This window comes from Dietzia sp. 111N12-1 (genome assembly GCF_001658045.1).
Lineage (GTDB): Bacteria > Actinomycetota > Actinomycetes > Mycobacteriales > Mycobacteriaceae > Dietzia > Dietzia kunjamensis.
The window spans coordinates 37,152-48,961 of sequence record NZ_LSSV01000002.1; the positions used below are offsets into that span (position 1 = coordinate 37,152).

Consider the following 11,810-nt stretch of genomic DNA (forward strand, 5'->3'; position numbering starts at 1 on the left):
GGCCCTTTCGACAGCAGGAGCCTTCACCGTGACCTCGACGACCCCCGGGAGTGCCACCGCCGACGACGACCTGATCGCGGACACCGAGGCGGTGGTGCTGGTCGGCGGCAAGGGCACCCGGCTCAGGCCCCTGACGATCTCGGCGCCCAAGCCGATGCTGCCCACCGCGGGCCTGCCCTTCCTGACCCACCTGCTCTCCCGGATCCGGGCGGCCGGCATCCGGCGCGTCGTGCTGGGGACCTCCTTCAAGGCCGAGGTCTTCGAGGAGTACTTCGGCGACGGGTCGGCCCTGGACCTGGACATCTCCTACGTCGTGGAGACCGAACCCCTGGGCACCGGCGGCGGCATCCGCAACGTCCTGTCCGAGCTCACCGCCTCGACGGTCATGGTGTTCAACGGCGACGTCCTCGGCGGGACCGACCTGCGGGAAATCCTCGCCCTGCACCACGAGAAGAACGCCGACCTGACGATGCACCTGGTCCGCGTCTCCGATCCGCGCGCGTTCGGCTGCGTCACCACCGACGACGACGGGCGCGTCCAGGACTTCCTGGAGAAGACCCAGGATCCGCCGACCGACCAGATCAACGCCGGCTGCTACGTGTTCCGCCGTGAGCTCATCGAGCAGATCCCCGAGGGCCAGCCGGTGTCGGTCGAGCGTGAGACCTTCCCCCAGTTGCTCAGTGAGGGCCGGCGCGTCTACGGGTTCGTCGACTCCGCCTACTGGCGGGACATGGGCACGCCGGAGGACTTCGTGCGCGGCTCGGCGGACCTGGTCCGCGGCATCGCCCCGTCGCCGGCGCTCGACGGCCACGCGGCGGAGTCCCTGGTCCACGAGGGTGCCGGGATCGGGGCGGGCGCCGTCCTGGTCGGCGGGACCGTCGTGGGGCGCGGCGCGGAGATCGGGGCCGGGGCCAGACTGGACGGCGCGGTCGTCTTCGACGGTGCCCGCATCGAGGCCGGGGCGACGGTCGAGCGTTCGATCGTCGGATTCGGCGCGAGAATTGGCCACCGGGCGCTCATCCGGGACGGCGTGATCGGTGACGGCGCCGACATCGGTGCCCGCTGCGAGCTCCTGCGCGGTGCCCGCGTGTGGCCGGGGGTGCAGATCCCCGACGGCGGGATCCGCTACTCCACCGACATGTAGGCCCGGCCGGCCTTCGCCACCCATCCGATGTCTCGCCACCCATCGGATCCGGCAGGTGGCGCGACATCGGATAGGTGGCGCTCATGGCGGCTACCGACTCACTCGATCGTCAGGTACGCGTCGCCGGCCGGCCGCGGATCGCGTGGCGGGACCGTCTCGGCGGGCACGCCCACCGCGACCGCACCGAGCGGCCGCCACGAGCCCGGCAACCCCAGTTCGCGGCGGGTGGTGTCGGCGGCGAAGATCGTCGACCCCACCCAGCACGAGCCCAGGCCGCGCGCGGCGAGCGCCACCAGCAGCGACTGCACCGCGGCACCTCCGGCGACGGTGAACATGGTCTCCTCGCAGGCGGCGCGGCGGGCGTCCGGGTAGTCGTGTGCTCCGGCGTCGTCGTCGACGAACGGCAGGATCAGCTCGGGGCAGGTGCGCAGCAGGTCACCGCGCCCGAGTCGACGGGCCAGGATCTCGCCGGTGTGCCCGTCGGCGCGCAGGTCGCGTTCCCAGTCCGCGCGCAGGGCGTCCAGCAGCCGCATGCGCGCGTGGCCCGCGACGCGCACGAACCGGACGGGCGTGGAGTGGTGCGGTGCGGGGGCGGTCAGCGCATCCGCCACGGCGCCGGCCAACAGGTCCGCGTCGACGGACTCGTCGGAGAACCGTCGCACCGAGCGACGGGCGGGAACGGCCTCCCGCCGCCCCAGCGCCACCGCTTCGGCTGTGCCCAACCGGAACAGGTCCGAGTACCCGTCCCTGACCAGGTCACGGGCCCGCCGGGGGACGTCCACCTCGTGGTCGTCGCGGCCGTGGTCGTCGTTGCCGTTGTCGTCACCGTCTCTGTCGTCACCGTCGTCCAGCAGCAGGTGCCCGATCCCGCGCACCACGGCCACGGGCCGGGCCCCCAGCTTGCCCTTGACCAGGTCCGCCGCTGACGCGATCTCGTCGGCCACGGCGACGTCGGTCACCAACAGTTCGTTGCCCTGGCGGTCCACGGCGCCGTCGTACCCCACCGACACCCGCAGTCCGGCGGCGCCGATGGCCATGTCGATCTGGCCAGTGCGCCAGGCCCGCCCCATCGTGTCGGTGACGACGACGGCGACGAGCGCGCCGGTGAGGCGTCGGAGTTCGCGGGCGAGCGCGGCGGCGGAGGCGTCAGGATCCTCGGGGAGCAGCGCGAGCTCGCGGGCCTCGACGTTGGAGCCGTCGACCCCGGCGGCGGCCTGGACGATCCCCAGCCGGTTCTCCGTGATGAGCGTGCGGTTGACGCGCGCGACCACGCGGACCGACTCGGCGTCCACGAGCCGCCGGCGCAGGGCGTCGCGCTCGTCCGGGTCGGTGGGGGCGGGAACGATCCGCCCCTCGGTCTTGGACAGCACCTTGGAGGTCAGCACCACCACGTCGCCGTCGACGAGGCCGTGCCGGTCGGCGGTGAGCGCGTCGGCGAGGGCGCGCGCGAGGTCGTCACCGGGCCGGAACTCGGGCAGGCCGTCGGGTGCCCACATGACGACGTCCGCGGGCGCGGCGTGTCCGACGGTCCAGCGGCGGATCTCGGGGAGCGCGCCGTCGGTCATCGGTCGGTCCGGGCGGGGACCTCGAGGCCGGCCAGGTCGATCGCGGCGGCGACCATGTCCGCGGTGGCGTCGGGGTCGGTCATGAGCAGCGGGACCTCCCGGATCGCGACGCCGTCGACCGCGCCGGAGCCGTCGGCGGGCGCGTCGCCCGGGGCCACGAGCCAGCCGTCGAGTAGGCCGGTGCCGGAGCGGGCGCCGTAGTGGCGCGCCACGGCCGTCGCGGAGGTCTCGACTCCGATCGCCGTGAGGCACGTGTCGGCCATGCCGCGCAGCACCGCCCCGCCGATCACCGGGCTGATGCCCACCACGGGGGCGGGGGTGGACCGCAGCGCGGCGCGGATCCCGGGCACCGCGAGGATCGCGCCGACGGAGACCACGGGGTTGGAGGGGGCGACGACGACGAGGTCGGCCGTCTCGATCGCCTCGAGCGTCTCCGGGGTCGGCGTGGCGGCATCGGCGCCGACCTGCACGAAGCCGGAAGGCGTCAGTTGCGCCCGGTGCTTGACCCACCACTCCTGGAAGTGGATCGCCCGCGGGCCGGGGGCGTCCGCGTCGGGGCCGTCGCCGGGGGTCGCCGCGTCGCCCGCGCCGGTCCCGTCGTCGGCCGTGCCGCCGGTCACGACCACGTGCGTCTCGCAGCGGTCGTCGGTCACGGGCAGCAGGCGGACGCCGGGGGACCAGCGGGTCGACAGCGCCTCGGTGACGTGGGTGAGCCGGTAGCCGGCGTCGAGCATCTGCGTGCGCACCAGGTGGGTGGCCAGATCCTTATCGCCCAGCCCGAACCAGTCGGGCTGCACGCCGTATGCCGCGAGTTCGTCCCGGCAGTTCCACGTCTCCCCGGCGTGGCCCCAGCCGCGCTCGGGGTCGATGCCGCCGCCGAGGGTGTACATGCAGGTGTCGAGGTCGGGGCAGATGCGGACCCCGTGCATCCAGGCGTCGTCGCCGACGTTGACCACCGCGTCGATACGATGCGGCGAACCCGCTCGGGCGGACTCGGCGTCCAGTCCGAGTAGTCGGCGGGCGCCGAGCAGGAAACGGGCGCCACCGACGCCGCCGGCCAGAACACAGATCTTCACACGGACGAGAGTAGTGACGGTGCGTGCGACGCCGCGCCGGTGGGCTGGACAGGCCCGGTCCGGGAGGGTGGCGGGCGCGCCGGGGACGTGTCCCACGCCACAATCGCGGCGGCGTGTCACCGGCCGCGGCGGGTGGGGAAAATGGTAGGTATCCCCGATTTCACTTGACCTACGCGGCTTGCATGTGTGTAATCACAGGTGTGTCATTCCCTGGTGGGTGACGGTAAACATCGCACAGACATCAGACAATCCGCGATCCGGCAGGGCTCCCTCGGCCGTGTCGGCGACGGGCACTTAGACGCGGACCATCGCGCACGAACATGCAACACGAAGGGATGACCGTGGATCGACAGTCACGCACCGTCGCGGGACCCGAGCTGGCCCTGGTCGACCTCGGTGTCTCCGGCCTGTTCGTCGAGGACGAGCAGGAGAGCTGGCAGGAACGGGCTCTGTGCGCGCAGACCGATCCCGAGGCGTTCTTCCCGGAGAAGGGCGGGTCGACCCGCGAGGCCAAGAAGATCTGCACCGGCTGCGAGGTCAAGGCCGAGTGCCTCGAGTACGCGCTGGCCAATGACGAGCGGTTCGGCATCTGGGGCGGGCTGTCCGAGCGTGAGCGGCGGCGCATCAAGCGCGACGCCGTCATGTGAGCCGCGGGCGGGTCATCCCAGCCCGTCACCCGGCCCCGTCTTCCGGCGCCACCTCCCACCCCTGACCGCCCCGTACCGGGCGGTCAGTTCTCGTCGGGGCCGGCCTCGACCTCGTCGGGGGAGAGTTCCAGGTGCTGGGAGACCAGTTCGACCAGCACGGAGTAGATGAGGTCCCGCAGGTCATCGCTGTCCGGCGTGCGCCGGGACAGGGGCTTGCGGAACAACACCAGCCGCGCCCGGGTCGGCTGCCCCGAGCGGTCGACGCCCGCCGGCACCAGGCGGGCGAGCGGGACGTCGCCGTCGGCCACGACCTCCTCGGGCCACGTCTCGCCGGGACGCAGTCGCATGCGGGGCACCATGTCGACCGCGAGGTCCAGATGCACCAGTCGGGAGTGCCAGTGCTGGTCGATCTCCGCGAACGCCTCGAGCGCGGCAGCGTCGAACTCGGCCGACCGGCTGCGCCACCTCGGCACCTCCGGGGGCAGGATCGGGCCGCGGGGGCCGTGCCCGCGTCGGTCCGCCCGCCGGGAGGTGACCACACGCGGGCCGCGACGCCCCGGGTCCCCGGGGAAATCTCGGACCGAGATCCGGCTGCCGGCGCACACGTCGCTCTGGCCGGCACCGGGGATCGCGGTGCCGGTGGGCGGTCGTCCGGGTACCGGGGCGGTCGGGGTCATGGCGCGAGGATAACCCCGCTCGTGGCGGGTGCGTCGAACCGGCGTGGGCGGGTCGCGGCCCCTCCGCCCCGGGTGCGGGACTACCCTGGGGCCTCGTGAGTGAGAACCGTCGTTGCTGCCGTCCGGGATGTCCCAACCGCGCGGTCGCCACGCTCACCTACGTCTACGCCGACTCCACGGCCGTCATCGGCCCGCTGCCCGCGGTCCGCGAGCCGCACGCCTGGGATCTCTGCGCGGCCCACGCACTGCGCATCACCGCCCCCCGGGGCTGGGACCTGGTGCGCCACCCGGACATCGACACCTCGGCCGAGGACTCGGACCTCACGGCGTTGCTCGACGCGGTCACCGGCGGCCCGGTCGGCGGGCGCAGGACCGGCGCCGCACTGGTCGACGCCGATCGCCTGCGTCGTCTCGGTGTCTCCGATCCCGGGCCGGTCCTCGACGACGCACGGAGCCGCACGGAGGCCGGGTCCGGCCCCGCCACCGGCCCCTCCGGCGCGACCGGACGTCCCCACCTGCGGGTCGTGCCGGACATGGCCACCGCGCCCGACGCCGGGGCCGGCGGGTCCGGTGACGGCCGACCGGAGCCGGGCCCCGCCCCCCGCTGAGCCGCGGCCCGCGAGGTCGGTCCGCCGCCAGTACGGCGCGGGTAGGGTCAGGCAGAACACCGACCGACCCGTCTCACACCCCTGGAGCAACACGTGGCACGTAGCGCCGAGTCCGTCCGAGCAGTCATCAAGGCGTACGACGTCCGTGGTGTCGTCGGCGAACAGATCGATGAGGACTTCGTCCGCGAGGTCGGGGCGTCGTTCGCCCGCCTCATGCGTTCGGAGGGTGCCCGCACCGTGGTGATCGGCCACGACATGCGGGACTCGTCCCCGGGCCTGTCCGCCGCCTTCGCCGACGGGGTGACCGCCCAGGGACTGGACGTGGTGACCATCGGCCTGGCCTCGACCGACCAGCTCTACTTCGCCTCCGGTTCACTCGACTGCCCCGGTGCCATGTTCACCGCCAGCCACAACCCCGCCGCCTACAACGGCATCAAACTGTGCCGCCCCGGCGCCAAGCCGGTCGGGCAGGAGTCCGGCCTGCGGACCATCGCGGACGAGGTCATCGAGGGGGTCCCCGCCCACGACGGCGAGGCCGGCACCGTCACCGAACGGGACGTTCTGGACGGCTACGGCGAGTACCTGCGCGGACTAGTCGACCTGTCGGGCATCCGCCCGCTCACGGTGGCGGTGGACGCCGGCAACGGGATGGGTGGCCACACCGTGCCTGCCGTCCTGGGCGGGTTGCCGCTCGAGATCGTGCCGCTGTACTTCGAGCTGGACGGCAATTTCCCCAACCACGAGGCGAACCCGCTGGAACCGGCCAACATCGTCGACCTGCAGGCCCTCGTCAGGGAGAGCGGGGCCGACATCGGCCTGGCGTTCGACGGCGACGCCGACCGGTGCTTCGTGGTGGACGAGCGCGGCGAGCCGGTCGCGCCGTCGGCCATCACCGCCCTCGTCGCCGAGCGTGAGCTGGCCAAGGACCCGGGCGCCTCGATCATCTACAACCTCATCACCTCCCGGGCCGTCCCCGAGCTCGTCGAGGAGAAGGGCGGCGTCGCCGTCCGTACCCGGGTCGGGCACAGCTTCATCAAGGCGCAGATGGCCGACACCGGTGCCGTCTTCGGAGGGGAGCACTCGGCGCACTACTACTTCCGCGATTTCTGGGGCGCCGACTCGGGCATGCTCGCCGCGATGCACGTCCTGGCGGCGCTGGGCGGGCAGGACGGGACCCTGTCGGCGCTCATGGCCGAGTACACCCGGTACGCCGCCTCCGGCGAGATCAACTCCACTCTCGACTCCGCCGAGGCCCAGACCGAACGGATGGAGGAGGTCGTCTCCGCGTTCTCGAAGCGCGCCGAGTCCATCGACCGGCTCGACGGCGTGACGGTGGACCTCGGCGACGGATCGTGGTTCAACCTGCGCGCCTCCAACACCGAGCCGCTGCTGCGTCTCAACGCCGAGGCGCCTACCAGGGAGGACGTCGCCGCCGTGGTCGACGAGGTCCTCGCGATCGTCCGTGCCTGACCTGACCAGCGACACCGGGGCCGGTCGGGTCGACCTCGACGACCCCGGGGCGCTGCGCGCCGCCGACGCCACGGGTGCGCTGCTCCACGCGTCGATGGCGGGAGCCCAGTTGCGCACCGTGGCCACCGCCGCGGGCGGTGGCGCGCTCGACTCGCTCGAGCGATTCCGTCCGAGGGCGGTGGTCTGGGTGTCCGGGCGGTCGGACCGTGCGCGCCACGCGGCCGGCGTGGTGGCCGCACTGGCGGAGATCGGCGGCGGCCCCGCCGTCCCCCCGCTGGTGCTCGCGCGCACCCTGCCCGCGTGGGTCGGCGCTCTCGACGTGGTCCTCGTCTCCGGGGACGACGCCGGCGACCCTCGACTGGTGACCGCGATCGACTCCGCCGCCGGCCGCGGCGCGACCGTCATCGTGGACGTACCCCGGGAGGGCCCGGTCGCCGAGTCCGGCCGCGGCCGGGCCACGTGGCTCGAACCGCTCCCGTACGTGCCGCCCCACCGTGGTGTGCTGCGCCACCTGGCGGCCGGGATGGCCGTGCTCGCCGCGCTGGGCGCCCGGGGCCTGGACGTGGCCGCTGCGGCCGACGCCGTCGACATCGAACTCGAGGGGCTCGGCCCGGAACTGGCCACCCCGGTCAACCCGGCGAAGCTGCTCGCGACATCGGTGGCGGGCCGTGATCCTCTCGTGTGGATCCACTCGGACCCGGTGTCCGCGGCCTACTGTGACCGCGCGGTCGCCGCGTTCTGCGACGCCGGCAGGGTCACGGCCGCGTCCTCGGTCCCCGACGCGGTGCGTGCGCACGCCGAACGCGCCCAGGGTCGTCTGCCGACGGATCCGCTGGCGAGCCTGTTCCACGACGAGGAGTTGGACGGACCACGCGACGATCTGCCCGTCAGGTACGTCGGTATGGTGTTGGGCGCGGACGAGGAGATCGTCCGGCTGGCCGCGGGCCCGCTCGCGGATGTCGAGTGGATCACCGATCGCGGTCGGGACACGGCCGGCGACGCCCCGGCCCCGTTGAGCGGAAAGGTGGCAGCGCTCATGGCCCGCACGGAACTGGCCGCCGCCTACCTCCTCGTCGGAGGTCTGTAGGTCCGTGGTCGCACTCGAACCGGTGGTCCAGGCCTACGCCTGGGGCTCCCGGACCGCGCTTCCCGAGCTGTGCGGGATCACCTCGCCGGCGCCCCACCCCGTCGCCGAGCACTGGTTCGGCGCGCACGACTCCGGCTCCTCGCGGTGCTCGGACGGTCGCGGCCTCGACGCACGGATCGCCGCCGACCCCGAGCGCGAGCTGGGCCCGCGGGTGCTGGCCGAGCACGGCGGGGGACTGCCCTTCCTGGTCAAGCTGCTCTCCGCCGAACAGGCACTGTCGCTCCAGGCCCATCCGTCCCCGGAGAAGGCGCGTGAGGGTTTCGCGGCGGAGGACGCGCGCGGGATCGCCGTCGACGCGCCGGACCGCAACTACCGCGACGTCAACCACAAGCCCGAGATCCTCGTCGCGCTCACCGAGTTCCACGCCCTCGTGGGCTTCCGCCCGGTGGAGCGCACGGTGGCACTGCTCGACGCGCTGGGCGTCGCGTCCCTGAAGCCCTACCGGGACATGCTCGCCGGGCAGCCCGACGCCGAGGGTCTGCGCGCGGTCTTCACCACCTTCGTCACGATGCCGCACGTCGTACTGGCCGGCGTCGTGCCCGACCTGGTGACCTGTGCGGTGTCCTACCTCACCGACCACGGGGTCGAGGGGCCGTGGTCCCCGGTGGCCGCGACGATCACCGAACTCGCCGAGCGGTACCCGACCGATCCGGGGGTCCTGGGTGCGCTGCTGCTCAACCGGGTCGTCCTCCAGCCGGGCGAGGCCGTCTACCTGGGGCCCGGGCAACTCCACGCCTACCTACGGGGCGTCGGTGTGGAGGTCATGGCCAACTCGGACAACGTCCTGCGCGGCGGCCTGACCCCCAAGCACGTCGACGTCCCCGAACTGATGCGGGTGCTCGAGTTCAGCCCGCTCGCAGACCCCACCGTCCGGGCGGTCGAGGCCGACCGCGACATCCCCGGCGAGGTCGACTACCCCACGCCCGAACCCGATTTCGCGTTGTCGCGCATCGACGTGCCGGCCGACGGCGACCCGGCCGCCTGGCGACCGGAGGGCCCCGAGGTGCTGCTGTGCACCTCCGGCGAGGCGGTCGTGGACTCCGACGGGACGAGCGAGGCCCTCGCGCCCGGGCGGGCCGTGTGGGTACCGGCCTCGACCTCCCGGGTGTGTCTGCGCAGTACCGCCGGGGCCACCGTGTTCCGGACCCGCGTCGCCGGCGGGTGACGGGGCCGACACCCCGGCGGGCCGTCCCGCTAGTGTGGGGCGGAAGTCTTTCGCGAGTCAACGAGGAGCTGGTCGAGGAACATGTCCGCTGATCTGCAGGTTCAGTCCGTCAACGGTGTCGAGTTCAAGGTGGCGGATCTGTCGCTGGCGGAGGCGGGCCGCAAGCAGATCCGTCTGGCCGAGCACGAGATGCCGGGTCTGATGGCGCTGCGCGAGGAGTACGCGGCCGAGCAGCCGCTGGCCGGCGCCCGGATCGCGGGGTCGATCCACATGACGGTGCAGACCGCGGTGCTGATCGAGACGCTGACCGCGCTGGGTGCGGAGGTCCGGTGGGCCTCGTGCAACATCTTCTCCACGCAGGACGAGGCGGCCGCGGCGGTCGTGGTGGGCCCGGAGGGGACCCCGGAGGCTCCGCAGGGCGTGCCGGTGTTCGCGTGGAAGGGCGAGACCCTCACCGAGTACTGGTGGTGCACCGAGCAGATCATGACCTGGCCGGAGACCGAGCCGAACATGATCCTCGACGACGGTGGCGACGCCACGATGCTCGTGATCAAGGGCAAGGAGTTCGAGCAGGCCGGCGCCGTGCCCTCGGACGACTCGGCCTGGTCCGCGGAGGAGAAGGTCTTCCACGCGCTGCTGCGTGAGTCCGTTCCGGCCAACCCGGGCAAGTACACGGCGATCGCCGAGTCGGTCCAGGGCGTGACCGAGGAGACCACCACCGGCGTCCACCGCCTGTACCACTTCCACAACGAGGGCGTGCTGCCGTTCCCGGCGATGAACGTCAACGACGCGGTCACCAAGAGCAAGTTCGACAACAAGTACGGCACCCGCCACTCGCTGCTGGACGGCATCAACCGCGGCACCGATGCCCTCATCGGCGGCAAGAAGGCCCTGGTGTGCGGTTACGGCGACGTGGGCAAGGGCTGCGCCGAGGCGCTGGCCGGGCAGGGCGCGCGCGTGCAGGTCACCGAGATCGACCCGATCAACGCACTGCAGGCGCTGATGGACGGCTTCGACGTGGTCACCGTGGACGAGGCCATCGCCGATGCGGACATCATCATCACCGCCACGGGCAACAAGGACATCATCACTTTCGAGCACATGACGCGGATGAAGAACAAGGCCATCCTGGGCAACATCGGCCACTTCGACAACGAGATCGACATGGCTGGGCTCGAGTCCGCCGAGGGCGTCACCCGCATCAACATCAAGCCGCAGGTCGACGAGTTCGTCTTCGACGACGACGGCCGCTCGATCATCGTGCTGTCCGAGGGGCGTCTGCTCAACCTGGGCAACGCCACCGGGCACCCGTCGTTCGTGATGTCCAACAGCTTCTCCGACCAGGTCATCGCCCAGATCGAGCTGTTCACCAAGGCCGACCAGTACCCGATCGGGGTGCACCTGCTGCCCAAGATCCTCGACGAGAAGGTCGCCCGCCTGCACGTCGAGGCGCTCGGAGGCTCCCTGACCACGCTGGCCAAGGACCAGGCCGAGTACATCGGCGTGGACGTCGAGGGCCCCTTCAAGCCCGACCACTACCGCTACTGAGCGACGCCGGGGATGGTCGCACGGCTGGTGGTCGTCGAGGGTCTCGACGGCGCGGGGAAGAACACGCTGACGACGGCGCTCGTCGCCGAGCTCGCCTCCCGCGGTCTCTCGGTCGGCCGCCTGGCCTTCCCCCGGTACGGCACCCTGCACGCCGACCTGGCCGCCGACGCACTGCACGGTGGCCAGGCCGGCACCGCGGACTCGCCCCACGCGATGGCACTGCTGTTCGCGATGGACAGGCACGCCGCGCTGGGCGAGCTCGCGCAGCTGGGGTCCACCCACGACGTGGTGCTGCTCGACCGGTACGTGGCCTCCAACGCCGCGTACACCGCCGCCCGGCTCGGTCCGGACCGCGAGTCCGAGGTGGTCGAGTGGATCGGCACCCTCGAGTTCGACCGGCTCGGGCTGCCCGTCCCCGACCTGCAGATCCTGCTCGACACCCCGGTGGAGCTGGCGGCACGGCGCGCGGGCTCCCGGGAGGCCGCCGATCCGGCGCGCGTCCGCGACCGCTACGAACGCGACGCGGAGCTGCAGGCGGCGACCGGGCGGGTCTACCGTCGGCTCGCCGCCACAGGGTGGCGTTCGCCCTGGCGCGTGATCGGGGCGGACCCCCACGTGCGGGAGTTGGCAGACCTCGTCGTCGTCCCCCCTCCGGCCGCCGCGCCGCACCCCGGTCCGCCGGGTCGGCCGGGTAAGGTCTGAGAGGGCAGGAACACGACCCGCGGTGCGTGCCCACGGGTGGTGAGCCTGACGACGCCTACAC

11 protein-coding genes are annotated in these 11,810 nt (G+C 72.7%); 8 read left to right on the forward strand and 3 right to left on the reverse strand.

What is annotated here, in order from left to right; all coding sequences use genetic code 11:
* Positions 1 to 28 precede the first annotated feature (28 nt).
* A complete protein-coding gene (locus AYO52_RS01555; protein ID WP_253701730.1) occupies positions 29 to 1,144 on the forward strand; it encodes a sugar phosphate nucleotidyltransferase in 1,116 nt (371 codons plus the stop codon).
* 98 nt (positions 1,145 to 1,242) lie between these two features.
* Here AYO52_RS01555 and AYO52_RS01560 read toward each other — a convergent pair whose 3' ends face one another.
* Positions 1,243 to 2,709 carry a coenzyme F420-0:L-glutamate ligase gene (locus AYO52_RS01560; RefSeq protein WP_067712259.1) on the reverse strand — a complete coding sequence of 489 codons (1,467 nt, stop codon included), beginning with the start codon at positions 2,707 to 2,709 and terminating at the stop codon, positions 1,243 to 1,245.
* Positions 2,706 to 3,785 (reverse strand): 2-phospho-L-lactate transferase CofD family protein, encoded by a 1,080-nt coding sequence (locus AYO52_RS01565; protein WP_067712261.1) that lies wholly within the window; start codon positions 3,783 to 3,785, stop codon positions 2,706 to 2,708. Before AYO52_RS01565 ends, AYO52_RS01560 begins: the two co-directional genes overlap by 4 nt.
* A gap of 335 nt (positions 3,786 to 4,120) precedes the next feature.
* On the opposite strand from AYO52_RS01565, the gene AYO52_RS01570 reads away from it, so the two are divergent.
* Positions 4,121 to 4,432 carry a WhiB family transcriptional regulator gene (locus tag AYO52_RS01570; protein WP_067712264.1) on the forward strand — a complete coding sequence of 104 codons (312 nt, stop codon included), beginning with the start codon at positions 4,121 to 4,123 and terminating at the stop codon, positions 4,430 to 4,432.
* Positions 4,433 to 4,515: 83 nt separating this feature from the next.
* On the opposite strand, the gene AYO52_RS01575 is transcribed toward AYO52_RS01570, so the two are convergent.
* Complete coding sequence (locus tag AYO52_RS01575) at positions 4,516 to 5,037, reverse strand: metallopeptidase family protein (protein WP_333934346.1); 522 nt, start codon at positions 5,035 to 5,037, stop codon at positions 4,516 to 4,518.
* A gap of 167 nt (positions 5,038 to 5,204) precedes the next feature.
* Here AYO52_RS01575 and AYO52_RS01580 point away from each other — a divergent pair, with 167 nt between their 5' ends.
* The 6 genes from AYO52_RS01580 (at position 5,205) to AYO52_RS01605 (ending at position 11,749) form a co-directional block, all read left to right on the forward strand.
* Positions 5,205 to 5,717, forward strand: a complete 513-nt coding sequence (locus AYO52_RS01580) for a DUF3499 domain-containing protein (RefSeq protein ID WP_067712267.1) — start codon at positions 5,205 to 5,207, stop codon at positions 5,715 to 5,717.
* A 93-nt stretch (positions 5,718 to 5,810) separates the two neighbouring features.
* Positions 5,811 to 7,187: a phosphomannomutase/phosphoglucomutase gene (locus tag AYO52_RS01585; protein ID WP_067712269.1), complete on the forward strand. Its 1,377-nt coding sequence runs from the start codon at positions 5,811 to 5,813 to the stop codon at positions 7,185 to 7,187.
* A complete protein-coding gene (locus tag AYO52_RS01590) occupies positions 7,180 to 8,274 on the forward strand; it encodes a hypothetical protein (RefSeq protein ID WP_067712272.1) in 1,095 nt (364 codons plus the stop codon). The genes AYO52_RS01585 and AYO52_RS01590 overlap by 8 nt, the downstream gene beginning before the upstream one ends.
* A 4-nt stretch (positions 8,275 to 8,278) precedes the next feature.
* Positions 8,279 to 9,499: a mannose-6-phosphate isomerase, class I gene (gene manA, locus AYO52_RS01595; protein ID WP_067712274.1), complete on the forward strand. Its 1,221-nt coding sequence runs from the start codon at positions 8,279 to 8,281 to the stop codon at positions 9,497 to 9,499.
* Positions 9,500 to 9,580: 81 nt separating this feature from the next.
* Complete coding sequence (gene ahcY, locus AYO52_RS01600; protein WP_067712277.1) at positions 9,581 to 11,047, forward strand: adenosylhomocysteinase; 1,467 nt, start codon at positions 9,581 to 9,583, stop codon at positions 11,045 to 11,047.
* Between the two features lie 12 nt (positions 11,048 to 11,059).
* Positions 11,060 to 11,749 carry a dTMP kinase gene (locus tag AYO52_RS01605; RefSeq protein ID WP_067712280.1) on the forward strand — a complete coding sequence of 230 codons (690 nt, stop codon included), beginning with the start codon at positions 11,060 to 11,062 and terminating at the stop codon, positions 11,747 to 11,749.
* The last annotated feature ends 61 nt before the right edge of the window (positions 11,750 to 11,810 follow it).

Excerpts from the sequence above, each read along its gene's own strand:
- ahcY (WP_067712277.1), top strand. The coding sequence starts at position 9,581 with ATGTCCGCTGATCTGCAGGTTCAGTCCGTCAACGGTGTCGAGTTCAAG.
- AYO52_RS01605 (WP_067712280.1), top strand. The coding sequence starts at position 11,060 with ATGGTCGCACGGCTGGTGGTCGTCGAGGGTCTCGACGGCGCGGGGAAG.
- AYO52_RS01560 (WP_067712259.1), bottom strand. The coding sequence starts at position 2,709 with ATGACCGACGGCGCGCTCCCCGAGATCCGCCGCTGGACCGTCGGACAC.
- AYO52_RS01570 (WP_067712264.1), top strand. The coding sequence starts at position 4,121 with ATGACCGTGGATCGACAGTCACGCACCGTCGCGGGACCCGAGCTGGCC.